Source organism: Rhodococcus sp. 14-1411-2a (assembly GCF_002259485.1).
In the GTDB taxonomy this organism is placed as follows: Bacteria; Actinomycetota; Actinomycetes; order Mycobacteriales; family Mycobacteriaceae; genus Rhodococcoides.
In genome coordinates this window covers 386,864-410,166 of sequence record NZ_NPGA01000009.1, presented here as the reverse complement: position 1 = coordinate 410,166, position 23,303 = coordinate 386,864, and the positions used below count along the sequence as shown (strand labels likewise).

The following is a 23,303-nucleotide window of genomic DNA, read 5'->3' as shown; positions in this document are numbered from 1 at the left end:
CAACCCCGCGCATCTGACAAACGCGCGCGCTTTTGCGGCGGCTGGGGCTCGCACCCCCGCCTCCCAATCAAATGCGCGCGCTTTTGCGGCAAACCCGGGCCCCGCCGCGACACCACCGCCCCGGCGTACATATGACAACGGCCGCACTCGAGAACGAGTGCGGCCGCCGAAGAGTTCAGGGAATCAGAATGCTGCTTCGTCCAGTTCCATGATGTCGTTGTCGATGTTGGTGAGGATGGCGCGGGTCGCCGTGAGCTGCGGCAGGATGTTCTTGGCGAAGAACGAGGCCACTGCGATCTTGCCCTCGTAGAACGCCTTCTCCTTGCCCTCTGCGCCGTTGTCGAGTGCAGCGATGGCGATTTCGGACTGACGCAGCAGCAGCCAGCCGATGAGCAGGTCGCCGAAGCCCATGAGGAAGCGCACCGATGCCAGGCCGACCTTGTACAGCTCGGTGGGCTGGTCCTGTGCACCCATGAGGTGCTGGGTCATCGAGGTGACGATGGCCTGCACGTCTTCGAGTGCGGTGGCGAGCAGTGCGCGCTCGGCCTTGAGGCGACCGTTTCCTGCTTCGCTGTCGATGAACGACTTGATCTGTCCGGCAACGTGAGCCAGTGCTACGCCGCGGTCGCGGGCGATCTTGCGGAAGAAGAAGTCCTGCGCCTGGATGGCGGTGGTTCCTTCGTACAGCGAGTCGATCTTGGCGTCGCGGATGTACTGCTCGAGGGGGTAGTCCTGCAGGAATCCGGAGCCGCCGAGGGTCTGCAGGGATTCTGCGAGTACCTGGTAGGCGATTTCGGAGCCGACGCCCTTGACGATGGGCAGCAGGAGGTCGTTGACGCGGTATGCGATGTCGGCGTCTGCGTCCGAGACCTGCTTGGCGGTGACCGGATCCTGGTGTGCGGCGGTGTAGAGGTACACCGCACGCAGGCCTTCCGAGTACGCTTTCTGCATCATGAGGCTGCGGCGCACGTCGGGGTGGTGGGTGATGGTAACGCGGGGAGCGGTCTTGTCGGTCATCTGCGTCAGGTCTGCGCCCTGGACGCGCTCCTTGGCGTACTCGAGTGCGTTGAGGTAGCCGGTGGAGAGGGTGCCGATTGCCTTGGTGCCGACCATCATTCGAGCGTGCTCGATGACGTCGAACATCTGCGCGATGCCCTTGTGGACCTCGCCGACGAGCCAGCCCTTGGCGGGAATGCCGTTGCCACCGAAGGTGAGTTCACAGGTGGCGGAGGCCTTGAGGCCCATCTTGTGCTCTACGCCGGTGACGAAGGCTCCGTTGCGCTCGCCCAGTTCGCCCTTCTCGAAGTCGAAGAGGATGGACGGCACGAAGAACAGGCTCAGGCCCTTGGTTCCGGGTCCGGCACCTTCGGGGCGGGCGAGTACGAGGTGGAAGATGTTCTCGAAGAGGTCGTCGGACACTGCCGAGGTGATGAAGCGCTTGACGCCTTCGATGTGCCACGAGCCGTCGTCCTGCTTGATCGCCTTGGTGCGACCTGCTCCGACGTCGGATCCGGCGTCGGGCTCGGTCAGGACCATCGTGGCACCCCAGCCGCGCTCGACGGCCACCTTGGCCCATTCCTTCTGCTCGTCGGTTCCGTTGTGGTACAAGATGTTTGCGAATCCGGGGCCTGCGGAGTACATGAACGCGGCCGGCTGCGATCCGAGGAGCATCTCGTTGATGCCCCAGAGCAGGTTGCGAGGTGCTGCCATGCCACCGACTTCCTCGTCGAGGCCGACGCGCCACCACTCGCCGTCGTAGAGCGCCTTGAACGACTTCTTGAAGGAGTCGGGCAGCTTCAGGCTGTGGGTTTCGGGATCGAAGACGGGCGGGTTGCGGTCGGCGTCCGCGAAGGACTCGGCCAGCGGTCCCTCGGCAAGGCGTACGACCTCGCGCAGCATGTCGCGGGCTACTTCACCGTCCATGTCGCCGAAGTTGTCGCCTTCGAGTGTCTCGTCGAGTCCGAAAAGCTCGAAGAGGTTGAACTCGAGATCCCGGAGGTTGCTCTTGTAATGGCCCATTGCTCGTTCGCTCTCCAGTCGGTGGTGCGGTCTCGTGAGTACCGCCCAAGTTAGCTACTCGTCGGTAACTTAACGGATATTACCCCCGATCCGGTTCGCTGCCAAGGGGAGGCCTACTCGCCAGTAGCAATGCGTCGATCGCTGTGCCGCCGGTCACGTCGCGATAGCGGTTTTCGGCAGTGAGGATGGTCAGTCCAGTACCGATGTGCGACGCCAAATCCTCTGGCGTGTAGAGGATCTCGGCTTCCTGTGGACCACCGACGCCGGAGTCGATGTTCGCGGAGTGGTGTCCGAGAATCATGAGGATTCCATCAGGTTTCAGCGCGGAAACGGCGACCGAAACGGCCTTCTGCCGTTCGTTCGGGGGCAAGTGGAGATAGAACATGAGAACCAGGTCATAGTTCGGTTCTGTTGACAACTGCGTCACATCGGCGTGGACCCAGGTCAGTCGCTCGCGCACCGACCTGGGTGCCGAAGACGCCACGTCGTTCGCCCTCGTCAGCGCCACCGAGGAGAAATCGACGGCGTCGACGGTCCAGCCGCGGGTTGCCAACCAGATCGCGTTGCGACCCTGGCCGGACGCGAGATCCAGTGCGCGACCTCGCTTGAGCGTCGTCGCGACTTCGACGAGCGTCGCGTTCGGTGCCTCGCCGTAGACGAGTTCTCGGCCTTCGTACTTGCGATCCCAGTCTGCGGCGTCCACCTTCGGAAGCCTAGTGGCGGTTCCTACAGCGTCGCGCGCAGCAGCAGCACGTTGTAGTTCTGGTAGACCGTCGCCAGGAAATACAGGTCGCGGCCGGTCGAGTAGGGATGGATGTACGGCGCGTAGATGGAGCTGACCTCGCGGGTGTCGACCAGAACCTCCGGTGGGCTCCATGGCCCGACGGGTGACGGCGAGCGTCGCAGGACGATCGAGTTGGCGTTGTCGGTCGTCATCATCAGGTACTGACCGAGGGCTGCGTTGTACGCGACGGAGAGTTCACCGACGCCGCCGACGATGGGTGCGGCCGCGGCCGGGTCGCCCTTCTTCCAGTCCTGGCCGGTCCAGTACTCGTATTCGCCGAGTCGGGCGATGTCCTGTTCCTTGACGCGAGCGACGTGGCCGAGGTTGAAGCGGCCAGGCGGGGTGCCGTACTGGTAGACGTAGCCGCCGTCCTTCAGGTAGGCGCTCTGCTGGAAGTTGCGGTCGCCGCCGACGCTGGGCCGTTGGGTGTCCGGTAGCGCTGCCCAGTTCTCCCCGTTGTCGTTCGACACGGCCAGGCCGGAGAAGTTGGTCTCCCAGGTTCCCGGCGGTCCCCAGTTCTTCACGGACATCAGGTTGAGGTATTGACTGTCGCCGACGGCCACGCCTGCCGTCGGGATTCGGCTGATCTCGACGAACGGGATCTTGGGGCTGGGGACGACCTCTTTGGTCTGGCCGATCGGGTCGAGTACGACGCTGTCGAAGTTCATGCCGTCGGCGAGGTTGCGGTCGTTGCTCCGTACGATGGCGTTGCTGCGCCACGACCACAGGCTGCCCTGCAGCAGGTTGGGTATGCCGAGGCCGGCGGTATCGCCGAATGCCGTCAGCACCTCGCCGCGGCCGTTGTCCCACATGATGCCGAGATCGGTGCCGATCATGTTGACGTTCTGCGTGTTGTTGGGACTCGAGATACCGGTCACCTGAGCGACGGCTTGTGCGCGACCCTGAAGCTGCGGCAGCCCGAACGTGCCGTTGAGTCCGGCAATGGGATTGACCGCATTGGGATTTGCGAGGGCGTTGGGCCCGGTGACCAGCAGCGACGTGGCTACGGCCATGGTGGCAACGGTCAAGACTCTGGAACCCACGCGACGCACGACGATCTCCCCCAATTCGATTTCACTCCCCGGCAACCGACGAGAACCATATCAGCGGTTTGTTCGAGGCGGAATAAACCGAGCGATCCGCTGTTTCTGGGAATCGGGCGAATGCACCTCGGTGTCGTAATCTGGACAGCGTGAGTGATCTGCCCGATTCCCGGCTGGCGAGGGATTTGTCCGTCAGTGCAATGCGATTGAATCGGAGACTCCGACTGCGCCATTCCAGCGACAGATTGCCCGTCGCTCAGCTGTCGATTCTGACGACGTTGCTTCGTGAGGGGCCGATGACGACGGGGGAGTTGGCGGCGCGTGAGCGGATCAAGCCGCCGTCGGTGTCCAGGTCGTCGCACGCCTTGGTCGAGTTGGGTTTGATGAGCCGGGAGCCGCATCCGACGGACGGCAGGCAGGTGGTTCTTCTGTTGACCGATGCGGGCACGGCGACTGCACGGCAGGAGGTTGCCGCTCGGGAAATCGCGCTGGCGGAACAATTGGACGAATTGACGCCGCAGCAGCGCCAGACGCTGGCCGCAGCGGCTCGTATTCTCACCGAGATCGTCGAGCGGGTCGACTGAGCGCAGTCAGTTCTCGTGGTGAAGTTCGTGCTCGAGAGCCTCGACGTCCCACTCGATCGTCGACCCCAATTCCTCGGAGTCACCCCGGCGCGCGACGCGGCCGAGGACGGTGGCGACGACTGTCGCGAACACCATCCAGACGGCTACGCCTATCAACAACCCGGTCATGTCACACTTTCTAGCACCTGTGTCTGTGAAATAGCCGTGAAACGGTGGTTCGGCTTTGTTGCGATTCGATATTGGTCGCCTGCGGTCCGGCAATTCGGGCAGATCGAAGGTGCTGTTCCACAACGGATGTGGAGATTGCGGCCTCGATGCGGCATTTCGGTCGAAACAGACCTGACGGAACGGACCGAGGCCGCTTTCAATTACCGACTTTTTCGACGGCAATATGGAACCGACTGTTCGGTGCGCACAATTGCGCCACCGCTTCGAGATCGGACTCGAAATCGACATCGCGCAATTCCGGGAGCATCGTGATCGACGCCCCGGCCGCGGTCAAGGCATCGAGTGTGTCGGAGCCCGTCGACGGGGCGGACATGGGCACGTCGAGCAAGAACCGAGCGAGTTCGGGGTTGCGAAGGCCGAGCGCCCACCAGCCGCCGTCCTCGGCGAATCCGAGTACGTCACTGTTGCCGAGTTGCGCGGCCGCGTCGGACAGCAAGTGCGCCGTGACCTGAGGGGTGTCCATGCCGATCTGCAGTACGGAACCGGTGGTGGCCGCGTCGGCGTGGGCATTGGCCAGTCGTTCGCCCAGCCCGTCGCCGCGCTGCGCTACGACCGTGAACGACGCCAGCGCGCGGGTCAGTTCGTCGACGCGGGCCGCGTCGGCGAGATTGCCGGTGAGGGCCACGACACGGCGGTCGACGTCGGCGGCCGAGACGGCGTCGAGGGTGTCGAGCAGCGAGGCCGCCGCCAGTTCGGCTGCGGCGGAGTCGCCGATCGTGGCGGCGAGCCGGGTCTTGGCCAGCCCGGGTACGGGGGCTTTGGCGACGACGAGAGCGGTGACGGTCACGAGAGCACCTTCCAGAAATCCCGCACGGCGACGATGGTTCCCTTCACCGATCCCGAGACCTTCGACGTTCCGGCTGTCCGTGGTCGGTAGACCACGTCGTGTTCGACGACGGTCCAGCCGGCTTCGGCCGCCAGTACCAGCAGCTGCAGTGGATAGCCCGAGCGGCGGTCGGTGACGCCGAGGTCGAGCAGAGCCTGACGGCGTACCGCGCGAATGGCTCCGAGGTCGTGCACGGGCAGCTTGTACTTGGTGCGAAGCCGAAGTGAGAGAACGGCATTGCCGATCCTGGCGTGCAGGGGCGAGCTTCCCTTCGCCGGTCGACGGCGACCGACGGCGAGGTCCGCATGGTCGAGGGCCGTCACGAGGGTCGGCAGGTCACGCGGATCCATGGAGCCGTCTCCGTCGAGGACGCAGACGATGTCGGTGTCGGCTGCCACGACGCCTGCATGCACTGCTGCGCCGTAGCCGGGCACGGTTTCGGAGATCACCGTGGCTCCGTGGGCTGCGGCGACGGCGGCGGTGGCGTCGGTGGAGTTGTTGTCCACCACGATCGTGGAGTAGCCCGCCGGTACCGAATCGAGTACTGCCGGAAGCGATTCGGCCTCGTTCATGCAGGGGATGACGACGGTCACCGATTTCTGTTCAGACACGGGGTGGTCCCGTGCCCTCGGCGTCGCGCAACGGTGCGTCGGCGAATGCGGTGAGACCGTCCCTCGGCATGATCCTCGCGCGGAATCCCAGGGTCTGTTCGGCCAGTCGGGAACTGGCGACGATGTGCCGTACATCGCCGGCTCGGTAGCGTCCGGTGATCTCGGGTGTAGGCCCGCCGCGTGCTTCGGCGAGGATGGTGGCGACCTCACCGATGGTGATCGGTTGTCCCGAGCAGACGTTGAGGGCGGTGAAGCCCTCGGTCTCTGCGTCGATCGACGCGATGTTGGCCGCTGCGACGTCGTGAACGTGCACGAAATCGCGGGCCTGCTTGCCGTCCTCGTACACGGTCGGGGCCCGGCCGAGTTCCAGCGACGAGCGGAACATCGCTGCCACACCGGAATACGGGGTGTTGCGGGGCATGTTCGGTCCGTAGACGTTGTGGTAACGCAGTGCGACCACCGAGCCGCCCGTCGATACCGCCCACGCGGAGGCGTAGTTCTCCTGTGCCAGTTTGCTCGCCGCGTAGATGCTCCTCGGCTCGAGTAACGAATCCTCCTCCACCAGAAGCCAATCGAGGGGCTCACCGGACCTCGGATCGCGATTGTCGAACAAGCCGGCATCGAGATCGGCGCGGGTGCGGGGCGGCGGAACTACGGTCTCGCCCGATGAATTGAGATAGCGCCCTTCGCCGTAGACGACCATCGACGAGGCGAGAACCAGCCGCGAACAGCCCGCCTCGTACATCGCGGCGAGCAGAACTGCCGTCCCGTAGTCGTTGTGGCTGGCGTAGGCGGGGGCATCCGCGGCATCGACGCCGGCGCCGACGACGGCGGCCTGGTGACACACGACATCAACCCCGCGCAATGCGTCGACGAGCGAGTCCTTGTCGCGCACATCGAGATCGATGATTCCGTCGGCGCGCGCTCCTGGGCCGTGAGCCGATTCCAGCATGGCGTCGACGGCAACGATCTCGTGGCCGGAGGCGGCTGCCGCATCGCGAATGTGGCCGCCGATGAATCCGGCTGCGCCGGTGAGCAGTACCCGGGTCATGGCAGCTCGATCGGCAGCGTGAGGCCGGTGTGCACCCGACAGGTCGGGCAGTCGCCGGTGGGAGCGTCGGAGATGGCCGAGCGCACCAGTGCCTTGAGTGGCTCGATGTTCTTCTGGAACTCGGCGAACACGTCCACCGCCTTGACGCCCTGACCGGACTCGATGCCGGCGTCGAGGTCGGTCACCAATGCGATCGGTGCGTAGCAGAGTTCGAGTTCGCGAGCCAGAACGGCCTCGGGGTGGCCGGTCATGTTCACCAGCGTCCAACCCTGGCGCGCGAACCACTGGCTCTCGGCACGAGTGGAGAACCGAGGACCCTCGACGACGACCATGACGCCGCCGTCGATCGCCGAGTCCTGGACCGCGGACTTCCGGAGCGTCGGGCAGTACGGGTCTGCGAATTCGACGTGAATCCCGCCCTCGTCGAAGTAGGTCTGTGCTCTCCCGGACGTTCGGTCGACCAGTTGATCGGGAATCACGACGGTGCCCGGGCCGTACTCGGACACCAGGGATCCGACCGCGCACGGGGCGAACACTCGGCTCACCCCGAGCATCCGCAGCGCCCACATGTTGGCGCGGTACGGCAACGTGTGCGGTGAGTACTCGTGATTGCGGCCGTGTCGGGGCAGAAACGCCACTCGCCGACCTTCCACCTCGCCCAACGTGATCGGGGCGCTCGGAGCGCCGTAGGGGGTGTCGAGCACTACCTCCTGGGCGTCGGCTCCGAAGAACGAATAGAAGCCGCTGCCGCCGATGACGGCTATCTCGGCCCGCCCCGTCGCGTCGTTGTCCATCTGCTCATCCTCCATCACCGTCGGTCGATATGCTGGTCCGAAGTCGTGTTCGCCTTCAAGTCCGCAGGGAGAAAAGACTATCCGTTACTGGAGAGAAGCCGTCGCAGGCACGTTGGCCGTCGTGCTCGTCGTGGTCGCATTCGTCGTTCCGTACCTGGGAAACGAACTCGTCACCCCCATCATCAACAGAACTCCGCAGCAGGTACGTGACTTCGCCGATGCGGCGCCGCTGTTCGGCTTCCGCGAGATTCACGTGGGATGGGGAACTCCTGTCGCCGTTCTGATAGCCGTCGCCACTGTGCTGTGGGGGCCGACGGTCGCACGCCGACTGTCGTGGACGCGACTGTTGTTCGTGGTGTGGGGCGCGTCGGCGGCCTGGACGATGTCGCTGGCGATGGTGGACGGTTGGAAGCGCGGCTTCGTGAACCGGCTGGCATCGACGGACGAGTACCTGCACGAAGTGCCCGGCATCACCGACATTCCCGCCACGCTCCGCGGATTCTCCGAACGCATTCTGGACTACCAGGCCGATTCGTGGACGACGCATGTGTCGGGTCATCCCCCCGGCGCACTGCTCACTTTCGTGTGGCTCGATCGTCTCGGCCTCGGCGGAGGAGCCTGGGCGGCGACACTCTGTGTGCTGGTCGGCACGAGTGCCGCTGTGGCGCTGGTACTCACGCTCCGGGTGCTCGGCGACGAGAACATCGCGCGGCGGGCAGCACCGTTCGTGGCCATCGCCCCGGCCGCGATCTGGATCGCCGTTTCCGCCGATGCGTTCTACGCCGGTGTCGCCGCGTGGGGAATTGCGCTGCTGGCGATCTCGACGAAGCGCTACCTGTGGCCCGCGTCGATCGGTGCGGGAGTGTTGCTCGGTTTCGGCGTCTACCTCAACTACGGGTTGGTGTTGATGGGCCTGCCTGCGATCGCGGTGCTGATCGCCGGGCGAAGGATTCTGCCGTTCCTCGGCGCGCTGATCGGTGCGCTGATCGTTGCCGGGATCTTCACCGCGTACGGATTCTGGTGGTACGACGGTTACTTGCTGGTGCAGGAGCGCTACTACCAGGGCATCGCGAAGGACCGGCCGTTCGAGTACTGGGGCTGGGCGAACTTCGCGGCGCTGTTCTGTGCGTTGGGTGTGGCTGTGCCCGCGGCGTTCCCGCGGATACTCACTCGGCTGGAGCCGATCAACCTGTTGGTGATCTCGGCGATCGCGGCAGTGGTCATGGCGGATCTGAGTCAGTTGAGCAAAGCGGAGACCGAGAGGATCTGGTTGCCCTTCGCGATGTGGATGCTGATCGCGCCTGCTGTGTTGCCGATCCGGACGCATCGTTTCTGGTTGGCGCTGCAGGTGATCGGCGCGTTGGCGATCAATCATCTCCTGTTCACGAATTGGTGAACGGGGCCAGCGTCATCTGAGCGAACCAGCGCCCGTGGATCGGTGCCACGTCCACCACTCGCAGGCCTGCGGCGCCGGCGAGATCTGCGGTGGCGTCGGCGCTGACACTGGACCAGGCGAACCAGTCGCCGACCATGGTGTCGGTTTCCCATCGAACGGTGCGGTGGCGAATTCCCGTGTCGCTCGGCGCATCCACTTCGGCGATGACGGCTCCGTGGGGGGCGAGCAGGTCGGCGGCCCGGCGAAGCAGACGCACCGGGTCTCCGCCGATGCCGATGTTTCCGTCCGCGAGGAGGACACACGACCAGTTGCCGGTGTCGGGCAGTGGCTCGAAGAGGTCGCGGAGAACGGCGTTGCCGCCGCGTCCGATGGTCAGATCGACGGCGGCTCGGGAGGTGTCGACACCGAGTGCCGAAACGCCGCGTCGAGCAAGCGCTTCGGTGAGTCGACCCGGACCGCAGCCGAGATCGATCGTGGGGCCGGTACAGCGGCTGAGCATCGCGTGATCCGCGCGGCGATCCTCGGCCGACGAGGCGCTGCCACCCATCCAACGCTCGGTGGGAAGCTGCTGCCTGCTGCCGTCGGAATCGCCTATCCAGCAGGGTAGTCCGGCTGCTGCGCGGTTGAAGAGTGTATCGGCGGTGACGCTCATGCTCGGCTCCGTACGAGGGTCCATCGGGTGAAGTAGGCGGCTGCGCTCACGGTGAACAACACGGCGGTCAGTGCGAGCCAACGTCCGAGAAAGGGTTCCTGGGTCAAACCGGTTGCGGCTCGGTACGATTGCGCGCCCTGAGAGAGAATGCCGGGAAAGAACATCAGGAAGGTCAGGGCGGCTCCGAGTGCGGGAACTCGAACGAAGTTCACCGGCGACACGGCCAGGCGGTGACGCGGAATGCCGGTGAGCAGCCGATCGGCCAGTGAGTAGAGCGGGAAGAGTACGGCGTCGTGCAGCAGTACCGATCCGAAGAACCACACGAGAACGGATTTCCACCACACGTCGTTGTTCCACAGAGCCTGCGGCCCCATGAGTGCCACGACGTAGCCGACCAGCGCGAACGAGAGCAGCAGACCGACCGCGTGTAGCGGGTGTCCACCGTAGATCTTCGTGAAGGCTCTCATTCGAGGTTCCTGACCGTGCGATGCAAACACTCGTGCGCGAGCGCCGCCGTTTTCACGGCGACAACTCGCGCACGGGCGTTCAGGAGACAGTGATTAAGCGGTGTTGATCGTGATGGTCGCAACGCCCACGAGCAGTCCCGGGGTCACAGCATCGGTGTTGAAGGTGCTGTTGAGCAGTCCGGCAGCGGTCTCCGAGATCTTCACCTCGGTGCCCTGCAGGATCGCGGTGTTGTCCGGTCCGGTAGCGAGCGGCTGCAGGGTGCGGCCGTCGAGATCGAACAGAACTGCGTCTGCGGCAGCTTCCTCGCCGTTGACCATGACGTCACCGGTGAGAAGCGAAGTGCCCGGATCGATGTCGAAGTTGATGAGCTCGACGACGGTCTCGCCGGCGGTCAGCGACAGGCCGCTGCCGTCGTGCATGATCTCGCCCTGGACGTAGGGGTCGACGGTGCCGGGCTCCCAGTACTTGACGTCTCCGCCGGTGATCGGGAAGCGGATGGATCCGTCTGCGAGAGTGGCGGTTCCGACGACGCCGGGCGTGAGGCCCAGGGTGGTCAGCGCGCCGGTGAAGCCGGGATCCAATGCAACTGCGGTGTCGACACCGGTGAGGCTGTCGACCTCGGCTGCGGGCTCGGGCTCGCTCTCGGTGGTTTCCATGGCCGACGCTGCCGAGGAGGTGGCGTTGTCGACGGTGTCGGACGCCTCGTCGCTGGAGCATGCGGCAAGCGGGACGATGGTGAGTGCACCGATTGCGGTGGCGGCCAAAGCTTTACGAACAGTGAACATGTCGGTCAACCTTCCGTGCTCGTCTCTCGAGCGTTGTGGGTCATTCGGCGCTGCTTGCCGAGCGGATGGGTTCCATCTCGATCCCTTGCAAGGGAGCGTGTCCACCTGTTACCCGACAAACCGGACTGTCAAACCGGAATTTTTCCGAAGGTTCACTCGGGATCAACGAAGGATCAGGTCCGCAGCTCGTTCGCCGATCACCACCGACGGCGCGTGAGTGTGTCCGCGGATGATGCTGGGCATGATCGACGCGTCGGCGACGCGAAGGCGATCGACGCCCCGCACTCGCAGCTCGGGATCGACGACACTGGCGGGGTCGTTGCCCATACGCGCAGTGCCCACGGGGTGGTACAGCGTGTGCGCATTCTGTTCGAGGGCCTCGGTGAGCAGGTCCGCCGGGGAGATGTTCGACGCCACCCTGGGGCGTACGACGTCGCCGAGCAGTCCCTTCAACGACGGGGTTTCGGAGATGGCGACGCAGGCGCGCAGGCCTTCGATCATCGCTTTGCGGTCCAGTCCGTCGGGGTCGCTGAGGTAGCGGGGTTCGACGATGGGCTTGGCCGACGGGTCGGCCGATCGGAGGGTGATCTCGCCGCGGCTCTCGGGTTTGACGAGTACCGCGCCGATGACGGCGGCGTGCGAGTCCTGGCCGACGAGTCCCTCGTCGAAGAACGGTGCCGGTCCGAAGATGAGTTCGAGGTCGGGCAGGGCCAGGTCCTCGCGGCTCTTGATGAATCCGTACGCCTCGGCGACGTTGGAGGTGAGCATCCCGCGTCGGCGCGCGAGGTAGTTGACCAACTCGGGGATCTTCTCGGCGTGGAAGAGGGAGTCTCTTTCGGTTTTCCAGCCGACGAGGGCGGCCAGGTGGTCGAGGAGGTTCTGCCCGACGCCGGGCGCGTGGTGTTGGACGGCGATGCCGTGGGACTTCAGCTGTTCCTGGTCTCCGATGCCCGAGAGCATCAGTAGTTGCGGGGTGTTGATGGCTCCGCCGGAGAGGATCACCTCTTTGCGTGCGCGCACGGTGTGTGTCTGCCCGCCGGAGGCGTATTCGACTCCCACCGCCGCGCTGCCCTCGAAGAGCACACGGGTGGCGTGTGCCTCGGTGAGGATGGTCAGGTTCTTGCGCTTCTTCGCCGGTCGCAGGTAGGCATCGGCGGTGCTCCACCGTGCTCCGCGCTTCTGGTTGACCATCGTGCGGGTGAAGCCCTTGGGCTCGGGCAGGTTCGCGGTTTCCAGCGGATAGCCTGCTTCTTCGACGCCGTCGAGGAACGACGACGTCAGATCGCGGGGGCTGCGCTGGTGGGAGACGATGAGGGGGCCGTCGGTGCCGGCGTCGACTGCCGTTGTGCCCTCGATGTTCTCGATCCTACGAAAGTATCCGACGAGGTTTCGGAAAGACCACGAGTCGTCGGACACCGCTGCCCACTCGTCGTAGTCGGCGGCGAATCCGCGCACCCACATCATCGCGTTCATCGACGACGAACCGCCGAGCATCTTGCCGCGCGGCCAATAGATGCTGCGATCACGCAGTTCCGGTTGCGGTTCGGTCAAGTAGTCCCAATCGACCTCGCTGCGAAAGAGTTTGGAGAACGCAGCGGGAATGTGGGCGAACTTGTTCTTGTCCTCGGGGCCGGCCTCGAGGAGAACCACCTCGTTGCGTGGGTCTGCGCTGAGGCGATTGGCCACCACCGCGCCTGCCGAACCTGCGCCCACCACGATGTAGTCGGCCGTCGTGCGCTGAGAGCTCATGATTTTCCTTCGGTCGTCGACGGTGGGTTCTACCCGCGCAGGGCGGAGGCGAAGATTGCCGGCAGCTTGGACCAGGACGGTGCTCCCGCGAATGCGGTGAGCAGCTTGCCCGTCGATGCTGCGGTCTTGTTGGTGACGAACCACGGTGGCTTCGGGGAGATCGAGAGTTCGCCGTTGATCAGCGAGCGCGGCATCGGCCGGAAGGGCCCGCGCACCACTGTTCGCTCGGCTCCGTCGATCAGTAAGGCGTTGTGCACGATGCCGATTCCGCTCTGGACGTCGTCGACGGTGTGGCCGGGGAATGCGCCCCAGGTGGCTGCTGCGGTGAGGAATCCGATGGCCGTCCAGGCGTTGACGGCGATGGTGCCGTAGCGCAGGTCGGCGAGCATGGTGTCGAATTTCTCCCCGAGTCCCTTGATGGTGCCGGGGGTGCCGATGATGTTGATGCCGAGGGTGCCGCTGAATTCCTCGTTCGCGGCCTGAACCGCCTTGGCTGCGAATGCTGCTCCGCTGTAGGGCAATTCGATGATGCCCATGACCGGTGCGAAGTACTCGGTCTGCAGCAGCGGTGCGTATTCACCGGGGTTCAGGTCGGTGATGAGTACGCGGCCACCGCGCTCGCCGAGGCGCTCGGCGGACGGGTAGGTGGCGGTGGCGTCGGACACTCGCTTGTCGCTGCCGGGGTAGTACGGCGCACGGGCGGGCGCGCGGTCCAGCGCGGCGCGCAGGGCGGCGACGAACTGGTCGCGCTGCTTCCATTCCGAGGACAGCACGACGACCTGCGAAGCGACACAGTTGTATCCGCTGTTGTGCAGGCGTTGGGTGGCGATGTGTTCGGCCTGGAACTCGATATCGGCGCGGCTCCACTCTCCGGGCAGAACGATGGTGGGCGAGACGCCACCGAGTTCGCTGGAGATCTCCTTGGTGAGGATCGGGTCGTTGGCCGCCTTGCGGGCAGCGCCGTCCGGGCCCGGACCGAAGACGATCGCGTCGTGCGTGATGGCGCTGCCGGTCATGTGGACATGGTCGACACGATCGTGCTGCACCAGGTAAGTGCCCACGTCGGCTCCGCCGGTGAGCAGGCGCAGTGCACCGATGTCGACGAGAGGTGCGAGGACTTTCTCGAACACCGGCAACAGCGGATCCATGATCGGGTTGAGCTTGAGTGCGACGACTCGGTTGAACGCGATCAGTTCGTACAGCGCGTCCAGCGGCGCGATCGAGGTGATGTTGCCTGCGCCGAGTACCACTCCGATGCCCGCGGTGCGGGTGGGATCGAGCTGGGCGAGGCCTGCGGTCCGCTGTGCGGTTGCACGGTCGATTCCGGGCTTCAGCCACACCTCGGCGGTGAACCCGTTGAGCAGGAGCCGCTCGAAGATGTTGAGAGGCAGCACCGAGACCGTCGTGCGCCCACCGGGTGCGGTTCCGAACGTGGCACCGGCCAGCGGGCTGCTACCGGCTTCGAGCGCCGCCAGTGTGTGCGCCACGGTGCCGAGTCCGTTCAGGAACGAGTACGGACCCGACAACCATTCCTCTCCGACGAGGGTGGACGAGGCGTCGAGTCCCTTGATCGACGCTGCCGCCGTCACCCACTCCTGCGCGTGAGCTGTGGTCAGCGCGTGCACGCGTTCGAGCAGAGCACGCCGCTCGGCCAGGGTGAGGCGTCCCCAGTTCTTCTCTCCCTCGGACAGATCGGCGAGTGCGGAGTCGACTGCCTCGGTGGGTCCCGGCGTCGGTACGGGCTTCAGGTGTGGGGTGACGTCGCTGGTCAACTTCTCGGCTCCACTCGTCGTTCGGGTACACGCTTCCACTGTGATTGTGGTCGCACTCGGACGTGGGACGCTATGGGCCACGGCTCTCAATCGGATGCAGCGGTTTGTGCAGCCGCACAATTTGGCTGTGGCGTGGCTTACACGGGTGAGGTTAGAGTTCGGTCATGACCGCCACCGAATTCGACGTGCATCCGTCACCGACCGATCTGGCCGCGACGATGCTCGACGGCGTCGACGATCTGGCTACGGAACTCGTGCGACGGATCCTGGGGGCCGAGCACGCCTACCTGGAATCGACGCTGCTCACCACCGAGCAGCTCTACGAGGCGTCGCGGAGCAATCTGGCGTCGATGCTGGGCAAGCTGTCCGGTCGTGCTCCCATGCGACTCGAGTCGGCTCGGGACGCGGGCCGACTCAAGGCGGAGCAGGGGGTACCGCTGGCTGCCCTGCTTCACGCTTTTCGGCTGGGCGGCAGGTTGGTCTGGGACGAATTGATGGAACGTTCGGACGGCCGGGCGAGTCATGCGCTGCTGGACATGGCCGCCCAGGTCTGGGCTCTGGTCGACGTGTACTCCGACGAGGCAGCGGAGGCCTATCGAGAGAGTGCCGACATGCGTGCGCGGGAGAGCGCCGAAGCCCGTGGACGCCTCATCCGGGTGCTCTTCGCCGATCACGGCGCGAATCCGACTGCGGCAGCGGACGCATTGCGCACGTTTCGCATTCCCGACCACGGCTACTTCGCGGTGGTCTCGCAGGAGCCGTTGACCGCAGCGATGGGAATCGACGGGTTGATCTCTCGCCTCCGTACCGCGGGTGCCGAATCGGTGTGGGACGCCGAGGTGGACGGCAGCGTCGGGCTGATCTGTGCCGCAACGGAATCGGAGATCGATTGCGCGTTGATCACGCTGAGCGAGCTGTGTCCGGGACGAGTGGGGGTGAGTTCGATCTTCCGGTCTCCGTCGGGTATCGGTGATGCAGTCGGTCAGGCCCGGTTGGCGAGGTCGTGCACTCCGAACGCGGCCTCGCCGTCCGCGCCGGTGCGCTACGACTCCGTGCCGGTACCGCTGCTGCTGGTCCGCGATCCCTCGTCGGGCCGCATCGCCTCGCGTCAGATACTCGGTGATCTGCTGGCGCTGCCGCGAGCCGAACGGCAGAGCCTGCTGGACACTCTCGACGCCTGGTTCTCGTGCGGCGGTTCCACCCGCGACGCCGCCGAATCGCTGCACTACCATCGCAATACGGTGTTGTATCGGCTGCGTCGCATCGCCGAGCTCACCGGACGCGACTTCCGTGATCCGATTCAAGCCGCGGAACTCTACGTCGGGCTCAGGGCGTATCAGCTGCTGACGTGAGGGTCAGTGGCTGGCGAGGACGACGTCGAGAATTCCGGCTCCCAGCGGCACCGGTACGCAGGTCGGGGGACGCGCGTTCGCCGGGTCGAGTGCGTTGAGCGCCAGCCGCAGCGCGGTGGGGTCGTAGGTGAACGTGAAGTGCGCTACCTCGGTATCGGGGCACACGTCCTGCACCACGATGTTGTGCGCTCCCGGATCCCGCAGCAGCGCATTGGTGTACGGCTGGATCACTTCGTCGACCCTCGTCGCGATGGAGGTGTACTCCACTCCGGGCACGGTGTCGCCGCCTGCATTGAGGCGTTCGAGAAAATCGGATCCGGCCATCAGTTGGGCGAGCCCTGGGCCGAATTCGCCCGCTACGACCCCGGTTGCACCCGGCACTGCCTGTACGACGGGCGCTACTCCGTACATGGTGCCGCCGTAGGTCGGTGATGCGATGCCCACCCATCTGTCGACCACGTAGGCACCGCCGAGCCTGTTGACGAAGTATCGAGCGACCGCGGCACCCTGCGAGTAGCCGACCACGTCGACTGCTCCGGCACCGGTTGCCTGAAGTATCGACAGTGTCATCGACTTCAGTTGCGCTGCACTGTCTTCGATGACGCCGTACCCGTTGGATTTGCCGTCCGGCGAGGTGCCGTAGTTGATGGCGAAGACGCAGAATCCGGCTGCTTTCAGGATGGGTGCGAAGCCGGCCCAGTCGGAGTACGCAGTGGCGTCGGTGCCGTGTACCAGAACGACGGGATTCGGGTGCGCCGCAGTGGGCTTGCAGCCCATGTCGTTGGCTCCGGGAGGTGCGGCGTCGCGATTGGATGCGGCGTAGCGAATGGCATCGGCGTGATCGGGTTGCTCGGGGGCAGCGGCGATGGGCATCAGTGGCCCCGCGTGCGCGGAGGGTGTCAGCAGCGCAGCGGCAGCGACGAGTACGAGGGTGATCAGACTTCGCCGTGGCCCGCGCATGAATAGACGGTATTCCTCGAACTGTGGAATGTCCCTATGAGTGGGGGTGTGGACTGAGAAAAGTCACAAGAATTGTTCTTCGCGCGAAACCGTGCCTGGCGCGTACACCGCACGGGACCCAGCCGTGGTGGCTGGGCCCCGTGCGGAGAGAAGGATTGCTCTGCAGGTCAGAGGCGACTCACACGCAGCCAGTCGACACTCATCGTCTGGGGGTACGGCGTGCTGTTCAGCGTCTTGCCGGTCCAGTTGTTGCCCACGGCGACGTTGAACAGGATGTAGTGCGGCCATGCGCCCGAGAACGCCTTCCAGTTGCCACCCTTCGCCTCGTACTGGGCCTGAGTGAAGGAGTATCGAGCGACCCCGTCGACGAACCAGGTGATGCTGTTCGGTAGCCAGTCGATGCGGTACGTGTGGAATCCGTTGCCGACCGGATTCATACTGCCGCCGGTCTTCACATCTTGATTGGAGTTCCACTTCGAGGGACCGTGCAAATTGAATGACGGTCCGTACAGTCCGGGAATTTCGACGATGTCCACTTCCCCTTGGCTGGGCCATGAATATTCGCCACCGGGTTGTAGACCGAGGGTCCAGAATGCGGGCAGCAGGCCCTGGGCGCTCGGCATCTTGATCGATGCTTCGATGCGCACCGGCGGCGTCACCGATTGCTTGCCCATGCTGACCACGCGGGCGCTGGTGAAGTTGTACGGTGCCCGCTTGCGGTCCGGTGGTGTCTCTCGACGCGCGGTGATGTTCAGTGAGCCGTTGAACTGGTTGGCGTTGTTCCAGGAGTCCGTATAGTACTGCTGCTCACCGGAACTCGCGCCCCAGCGGCCGGTCTGAAACCCCCATTTGGAGGGGTCGGGTCCGCCGTACCCGTTGAATTGGTCTTCCCACAGCACGGTTCCTGCTCCGCCCTGGGTTCTCGGGGGCGCGGCGAGTGACGGGGCTGCGGTCGCCGACGAGACGGCCACGGCCATCGTCGTCAGGGCGACCGCGACAATTGTGAATAGTGATCGCATGAGGGGGATTCCTGTCAGGGTCATATGTCGGTGAACAAATGTCGAAATTTGATTTCTAGCACGGCAAACTAGGCGACAGAAGTTTCTTTTGAAATGCAGGAATTCTTGCGAATACAATGAATGAATTAGCCTATGTTACTGGTCGGTAGCAAGGGTATCGACCAATGGTCTGCGGTGGTCGGTTTGTTTCAGGAGTGACCGCAGTGACTAGGGAGGGTTAGCGAAATCAGCGGTGTGGGCGAGGCGGAAGCGACTCGAGGGGGAGCCAGCGTGGAGCCGGTGACGGGAATCGAACCCGCCTCTCAACCTTGGGAAGGTCGCGTTCTACCAATGAACTACACCGGCGTGTGGTGCGGTTCGAGGTTACCAGGGCGTTCAGATGTCGATTCGCACGCCGTGCAGCAGGGTGAGGGCGTCGTGTGCTGGTACCGGCTTGGAGAACAGGTATCCCTGTGCGCGAGTGCAGCCCAGTTCGATCAGGGTGTTTCTGGCGGTCTGTGTTTCGACGCCTTCGGCGATGATGTCGAGTCCGAATGCGTCGGCGAGTCCGATGATGGATTGGACGATGGCGAGGTCGCCGGTGTTTCTGGCTCCGAGGTCGGTGACGAAGGCGCGGTCGATCTTGAGTGCATCGACGGGAAGTTCCTTGAGGTGCGACAGCGAGCTGTATCCGGTGCCGAAGTCGTCTATGGCCACTTGCACGCCGAGTTCGCGGAGTTCGCGCAGTGTCACGCGGGTGCGGGAAAGGTCCTGTACCACTGCCACTTCGGTGATCTCGAGGCAGAGGTCGGGCCCGGCTATCGAGAACTCCGTGAGTGCTCTGGCGACGGCACCGACGAATCCGTTGGTGACCAGTTGGACGGGAGATATGTTGACGCGCATGGCGATGTCGAGGTGGGGGATCTCGCGTTGCCAGTCGGCGAGGGTGCGGCAGGCGTGGTCGAGCACCCAGCGGCCGAGTTCTCCGGCGAGGTTCGTGTCCTCGGCCACCGGGATGAACGCGGACGGGGGTAGTAGGCCTCGGGTGGGGTGTTGCCAACGGACCAGTGCTTCGACTGCGGTGATGCGTCCGGTGACGAGGTCCACCTCGGGCTGGAAGTGCAGGGTGAGGGAGTCGCCTGCGATGGCGTCGCGCAGATGGATCTCGACGTCGTTGCGGAGTTCGGCTTCGGCGTGCATCTCCTCGGTGAACAGGGCGATGTCGTGCCCGCCTCCGCGTTTGGCTACCAGGGCGGCTTGATCTGCCTGCCGCAGAAGCGACTCCGCGGTGTGCTTGCCCGGCTGGCCGAAGGCGATTCCGATGCTCGCGCTTCTGCTGATGCGTTCGACTCCGAGGGTGACGGGGGCGTACATGGCGTCGGCGATCATCTCGGCGTGGTGTGCTGCGACCCGGGCCGAGCACGGCCCGGCCAGTACCACCAGGAATTCGTCGCCGCCCAGGCGTGCGGCGAGACCGGCCGACTTGCCGACGAAGCTCTGCAGTCGGTCGGCGATGGTCTGGAGGTAGTGGTCTCCGGCGAGGTGTCCCAGAAAGTCGTTCAAGGCTTTGAGTCGATCGAGGTCGATGTGCATCACGGCGACGGGACCGGGCATGGCCGGGTCGAGTCGTTCGCGGAGGTGTTGTGTGAGCGCTGTGCGGTTGGGCAGTTTGGTCAGGTGGTCGTGCAGCGCCGAGAACCGGAGTTGCTCCTCGGCGCTCACTCGCGCCTGAAGTTGGGAGAGCAGTGCCGCAATCGCTTTGAGCGCGTTGAGTTCTGCCTCGGACCACGTTCGGTCGCCGATCTTGATGAAGCCGAGGATGCCGGTGGTGCGCTCCGAGTGCAGCAGCGGGACGACGGCCATCGAGGTCGCAGAGAATCCCGACGCGTCCTCGACGCGTCGGCGGTAGTCCTCCTGCTCCGGGTCCGGCCGAAACACTGCCGGTTCGGTCAGTGTTTCGGCCAGGCGGAACACCGAGTCTGCTTCGTCGAAGTAGACCACTGCCAGTGGGTCGGGATCGGGCACGCTCAGTCGCGGTGGCCATTCTGCGCTGAGTCTGGTGGCCCTGGCCTCGAAATCGTTGTGCCGGAGGAAGCTGAAATCGATGCCCAGGTAGTCCACGAGTTGCCGCAGCACGGAGTCGTAGGCCTCGCGCACCGTCGCCGCATCGACTCCCATGAGTTCGGTTGCGACGCCGGTGACGAGGACCTCGAGCGTCTGGTTGTGCTCCAGGGCCCCACTCCCGCCTCTCGTAGACGCAGTGCAGGACTGTTCCCCCTGGTCTCCGCCGGAACTCTACCCCGATACAGACGCTGAAACAGGAAGTCTGCGACTATGTATCGGAGTTTTCGGGGCGCTACCGAGCCGCAACACCAGCGCGACGGACTCTGTGTTTTCGATTTCAAGCAGAGCGCGGAGCTCGAAACTCAACTGCTGCAGCGTTTCTGCGTGGTGCGGTGCCAGTTGTCGATATTCCTCCGCGGTGCGCGCATAGAGGAACGCGGGGGAAACCGGCTGCACTGCCAATCCGCGCAAATGCGCAGTTACCCAAACGTTCTCCGTTGCACATCCCCCGATGATGTAATCTGCTGCGGTCGATCCGGGCACGACGACCACTGCGAGTGCCGAACTCGACAGCACACGGTCGCGCATGTCGGTCCCGAGCGCTGCACCGGCGTCCCACGCATCCACGAGCTCCATGACGTCCGGCCGTTTGACGATCTCGAGCTTGGACAGGTCCGCGTCGTCGATCCCCAGAGTCGATACCTCGATTCCCCGGTCGGGATCGAGATCTCCCGGCCAGCGCAACTCGGAGAACATGTCTCGATGCAGGTGCGGTGTGAGATACCGGATTCGATCGGCGGCGGCGAGGATATCCGCGGCCGCCGCGATGGACTCGGGTGCCGTCAGCAGCACTACCCGGCCACCCTCTGCTTCTGCCGCAGCGGCGATGTCGGCGGCGATGCCGGCATCCAGGGGTGCGCCGGTGCCCATTTCTCGATTGGTGCATCGCTCGAGAACGCCGTCGAGCAGGCGTCGATCCGTGACGGGTTGTGGGTCGCCCGCACTCAGGGTGATCTCGACTCCGTGGTCGGTGACCTCGCTGCGGTCGAGCCTGCCCTGCGCGGTGGCCACCACGCGCGCGTTGAAGGCGGCCGCACCCACTGCCACGTAGCTGCCCCGGAAGGCGACGTCGAGGGTCGACGTGCGGGAACGATCCACCCCGATCCGCACGGTGCGTCCGTCACGGGTGAACGTCCACGGCTGACTGTTTCCACCGGACGGTGCCCGGCGCGCAGCGTCGAGAACGAGCGCGTCGGGATCGACGGCTGCGTGGTGAGCCTCGACGGCGGTGTCGGTCGCAGACTGCTGCGCCCTCGGCGTCGGATTCGGGGTCGCGAGCGCGTCGAGATGGGTCTCGAGATCGACGCGGATTCGTCCGGACGGCAGGTGCGCTCCGGTGCCGAAGCGTCGAACGGCTGCTGCGATGGTTGCACCGCCGAGTTGAACGTCGCCGCCCAATTGTGGCCAGGTCTCGATCGTTTCGCTCACTTCCACCATCGAGGCGGCCATCCGGGCCGAGAGCAGTGAGGCGTCGAGCTGATCGAGCACGATGGGGATCTTGTCGCGCGTGCCCAGCCCCTGCAGGCTCGTCGAGTCGATCTCGCCGAGGACGCCGTGGAACACCGGACGGTCGGGTTCGAGGTCGAAGCGCTCGACGTCGAGCAGTCCCCGGTCGGAGGTCTCCATCAGTACCGGGATCCCGCGCGAGCGGGCTGCCTCGCGGGCGCGGACCTTGACATCGAGGGAGTCGCATTCCTCGACGAGCAGATCGAGTCCGTCGAAGAACTCGTCGATGGTGTTCTCGGTGATTCCGTCCTCGGCGATCTCGACGCGCAGATACGGGTCGATTTCGGCAATGCGTCGGGCCGCGACGACCGCTTTGTTGACCCCGAGATCGAGGATGGACGCGGGAATTCTGTTGAGGTTGGACAGTTCGATCTCGTCGAAATCGGCGAGTCGAAGCGTCCCGCAGATTCCTTCGAGTGCGAGAGTGTGGGCAATGGCGTGCCCGACGCTGAGGCCGATGATTCCTATCGTGAGATCTCCCAAGGAATTCTGTTCCTCGAGGGTTATCTTGTTTCTGTTCCTGTCCAGCCGCAGGTGTCGAAACGAGCGGGGTCCGAGTACGGCGACAACCGTCTTTCGCCACGGAAAGAAAACCCACCTGTCGTTTCCGTCGAGAAAGCTCTGCTCAGGGCTGGGAAGCAGTGAGCGCAGGCCATTTCTCTGCGTCTCTCGCTCGTCCAGGAAAGTGAGGGTGGGGTCGGCTCTGAGTTCGTCGAGTGCGTCGCGCTGTGTGGCGTCCGTCTCGTCGAATATCACAGGCTTCCAGTGGTGGCCGGGCGTGGTTCGATCGTTCATGATGCGACTGCTTCCGGGAGTTCGACGGCTGCGCGGCGGTGTGCGAGCAGGGTGACCGTGTTGTGCCGCATTCGGCGCCAGGTGGCCAGGTCGGCGTTGAATGCGAGTGTTGTTCTGTCCCACCAGAACACCTCGGTTCGATAGCGATCGTCAGGATAGGGGATCGGCGCGATCTCGGTGGCGATGACGGCGCCGGTGTCGAGCCATGCGGTACGGACGTGGGAGGCCGCGGTGGCAAGGGCGTAGCGCGCACCGAGAAGTGCTGTGCTGTAGGCGGGGGATTCGGCGATCATCGCGGTGACGGCGCGGCCGTGGGGTGCGTGCTGAGCGACCCACGCGGATTTGAGTTCGACGACTCCGTGGCCGATGCGTTCGTCGAGCATGGTGTGCACGTGCCGTAGGCCTTCTGGATGGTCGGCGAATTCGATCAGTGCGTGCGATTGATCGACCGAGGAATACGGTCCTTGTACCCGTACCCCGCCGACTATTTGTCCGGTTCGGTCGAGTGCGGCGAAGAACAGCGCCGTGGTGCTGCCGTCACGAATGGCCGATATTTCGAGAGCGGTGGTGACACCGTGTCGCATATAGCTTTCCTCTGCGCCATCCAGGAATTGTTTCCACAACGCCGGATTTTCTGTGGGAGTGGTGGCCAGAACGAAGCATTGGGATCGCTGATCCCAGTACGAGGGGACGTCGAACGCAATTGTCATTTCAGTCTTCCTGACAGGAGTTTGCCGAATGTGAATGGTCGTGCCGCTCGATTGTCCGGCTTTTCCTTTGCAGAGCTATGCGCCGCGATCGGGACT

Annotated in this window: 21 protein-coding genes and 1 tRNA gene; 3 read left to right on the top strand and 19 right to left on the bottom strand. The window is 64.7% G+C overall.

Annotated elements, in window-relative coordinates; all coding sequences use genetic code 11:
• Positions 1–183 precede the first annotated feature (183 nt).
• The 3 genes from CH291_RS07505 to CH291_RS07495 all read right to left on the bottom strand — a co-directional run bounded on the left by CH291_RS07505 (position 184) and on the right by CH291_RS07495 (position 3,816).
• Complete coding sequence (locus CH291_RS07505) at positions 184–2,019, bottom strand: acyl-CoA dehydrogenase (RefSeq protein WP_068049178.1); 1,836 nt, start codon at positions 2,017–2,019, stop codon at positions 184–186.
• Between the two features lie 79 nt (positions 2,020–2,098).
• Positions 2,099–2,722 carry a class I SAM-dependent methyltransferase gene (locus tag CH291_RS07500; RefSeq protein WP_094687078.1) on the bottom strand — a complete coding sequence of 208 codons (624 nt, stop codon included), beginning with the start codon at positions 2,720–2,722 and terminating at the stop codon, positions 2,099–2,101.
• A 23-nt stretch (positions 2,723–2,745) separates the two neighbouring features.
• Positions 2,746–3,816, bottom strand: coding sequence for a DUF4185 domain-containing protein (locus CH291_RS07495; protein WP_094687155.1), 1,071 nt, complete (start codon positions 3,814–3,816; stop codon positions 2,746–2,748).
• A 179-nt stretch (positions 3,817–3,995) separates the two neighbouring features.
• Here CH291_RS07495 and CH291_RS07490 point away from each other — a divergent pair, with 179 nt between their 5' ends.
• Positions 3,996–4,430 (top strand): MarR family winged helix-turn-helix transcriptional regulator, encoded by a 435-nt coding sequence (locus CH291_RS07490; RefSeq protein ID WP_094687077.1) that lies wholly within the window; start codon positions 3,996–3,998, stop codon positions 4,428–4,430.
• A 6-nt stretch (positions 4,431–4,436) separates the two neighbouring features.
• Here CH291_RS07490 and CH291_RS26725 read toward each other — a convergent pair whose 3' ends face one another.
• From CH291_RS26725 to CH291_RS07465, 5 genes are all read right to left on the bottom strand, one after another.
• Positions 4,437–4,598: a hypothetical protein gene (locus CH291_RS26725; RefSeq protein ID WP_176460173.1), complete on the bottom strand. Its 162-nt coding sequence runs from the start codon at positions 4,596–4,598 to the stop codon at positions 4,437–4,439.
• A gap of 196 nt (positions 4,599–4,794) precedes the next feature.
• Positions 4,795–5,445 carry a TIGR04282 family arsenosugar biosynthesis glycosyltransferase gene (locus tag CH291_RS07480; protein ID WP_094687075.1) on the bottom strand — a complete coding sequence of 217 codons (651 nt, stop codon included), beginning with the start codon at positions 5,443–5,445 and terminating at the stop codon, positions 4,795–4,797.
• Positions 5,442–6,095, bottom strand: coding sequence for a glycosyltransferase (locus CH291_RS07475; protein WP_082898705.1), 654 nt, complete (start codon positions 6,093–6,095; stop codon positions 5,442–5,444). Before CH291_RS07475 ends, CH291_RS07480 begins: the two co-directional genes overlap by 4 nt.
• A complete protein-coding gene (locus CH291_RS07470) occupies positions 6,088–7,146 on the bottom strand; it encodes an NAD-dependent epimerase/dehydratase family protein (protein ID WP_094687074.1) in 1,059 nt (352 codons plus the stop codon). The genes CH291_RS07475 and CH291_RS07470 overlap by 8 nt, the downstream gene beginning before the upstream one ends.
• Positions 7,143–7,940: an S-methyl-5'-thioadenosine phosphorylase gene (locus tag CH291_RS07465; RefSeq protein ID WP_094640604.1), complete on the bottom strand. Its 798-nt coding sequence runs from the start codon at positions 7,938–7,940 to the stop codon at positions 7,143–7,145. Before CH291_RS07465 ends, CH291_RS07470 begins: the two co-directional genes overlap by 4 nt.
• Before the next feature lie 112 nt (positions 7,941–8,052).
• On the opposite strand from CH291_RS07465, the gene CH291_RS07460 reads away from it, so the two are divergent.
• Complete coding sequence (locus CH291_RS07460) at positions 8,053–9,336, top strand: hypothetical protein (protein WP_255183106.1); 1,284 nt, start codon at positions 8,053–8,055, stop codon at positions 9,334–9,336.
• On the opposite strand, the gene CH291_RS07455 is transcribed toward CH291_RS07460, so the two are convergent.
• From CH291_RS07455 to CH291_RS07435, 5 genes are all read right to left on the bottom strand, one after another.
• Positions 9,323–9,988: a methyltransferase domain-containing protein gene (locus CH291_RS07455; RefSeq protein WP_094640605.1), complete on the bottom strand. Its 666-nt coding sequence runs from the start codon at positions 9,986–9,988 to the stop codon at positions 9,323–9,325. The genes CH291_RS07460 and CH291_RS07455 overlap by 14 nt on opposite strands.
• Complete coding sequence (locus CH291_RS07450) at positions 9,985–10,455, bottom strand: hypothetical protein (RefSeq protein ID WP_094640606.1); 471 nt, start codon at positions 10,453–10,455, stop codon at positions 9,985–9,987. Before CH291_RS07450 ends, CH291_RS07455 begins: the two co-directional genes overlap by 4 nt.
• A 93-nt stretch (positions 10,456–10,548) precedes the next feature.
• Entirely contained in the window at positions 10,549–11,241 is a 693-nt protein-coding gene (locus CH291_RS07445) for a hypothetical protein (RefSeq protein WP_094640843.1), read from the bottom strand.
• 162 nt (positions 11,242–11,403) lie between these two features.
• Positions 11,404–12,990, bottom strand: coding sequence for a GMC family oxidoreductase (locus CH291_RS07440; RefSeq protein WP_094640607.1), 1,587 nt, complete (start codon positions 12,988–12,990; stop codon positions 11,404–11,406).
• 29 nt (positions 12,991–13,019) lie between these two features.
• Positions 13,020–14,738: an aldehyde dehydrogenase family protein gene (locus CH291_RS07435; RefSeq protein WP_179276477.1), complete on the bottom strand. Its 1,719-nt coding sequence runs from the start codon at positions 14,736–14,738 to the stop codon at positions 13,020–13,022.
• A gap of 188 nt (positions 14,739–14,926) precedes the next feature.
• Here CH291_RS07435 and CH291_RS07430 point away from each other — a divergent pair, with 188 nt between their 5' ends.
• A complete protein-coding gene (locus tag CH291_RS07430) occupies positions 14,927–16,114 on the top strand; it encodes a PucR family transcriptional regulator (protein WP_094687073.1) in 1,188 nt (395 codons plus the stop codon).
• Between the two features lie 3 nt (positions 16,115–16,117).
• On the opposite strand, the gene CH291_RS07425 is transcribed toward CH291_RS07430, so the two are convergent.
• The 6 genes from CH291_RS07425 to CH291_RS07400 all read right to left on the bottom strand — a co-directional run bounded on the left by CH291_RS07425 (position 16,118) and on the right by CH291_RS07400 (position 23,207).
• Positions 16,118–17,074 carry an esterase/lipase family protein gene (locus CH291_RS07425; protein ID WP_094640609.1) on the bottom strand — a complete coding sequence of 319 codons (957 nt, stop codon included), beginning with the start codon at positions 17,072–17,074 and terminating at the stop codon, positions 16,118–16,120.
• A gap of 167 nt (positions 17,075–17,241) precedes the next feature.
• Positions 17,242–18,093 (bottom strand): glycoside hydrolase family 16 protein, encoded by an 852-nt coding sequence (locus CH291_RS07420; RefSeq protein ID WP_082898707.1) that lies wholly within the window; start codon positions 18,091–18,093, stop codon positions 17,242–17,244.
• Positions 18,094–18,364: 271 nt separating this feature from the next.
• Positions 18,365–18,438 (bottom strand) — tRNA-Gly (locus tag CH291_RS07415).
• Between the two features lie 30 nt (positions 18,439–18,468).
• Positions 18,469–20,250, bottom strand: coding sequence for a putative bifunctional diguanylate cyclase/phosphodiesterase (locus tag CH291_RS07410; protein WP_094687072.1), 1,782 nt, complete (start codon positions 20,248–20,250; stop codon positions 18,469–18,471).
• A gap of 117 nt (positions 20,251–20,367) precedes the next feature.
• Complete coding sequence (locus tag CH291_RS07405) at positions 20,368–22,497, bottom strand: Rv1355c family protein (protein ID WP_094687071.1); 2,130 nt, start codon at positions 22,495–22,497, stop codon at positions 20,368–20,370.
• The gene (locus CH291_RS07400) at positions 22,494–23,207 is read right to left on the bottom strand and encodes a hypothetical protein (RefSeq protein ID WP_094687070.1); all 714 of its coding nucleotides are present in this window, start codon (positions 23,205–23,207) and stop codon (positions 22,494–22,496) included. The genes CH291_RS07405 and CH291_RS07400 overlap by 4 nt, the downstream gene beginning before the upstream one ends.
• Positions 23,208–23,303: the final 96 nt, after the last annotated feature.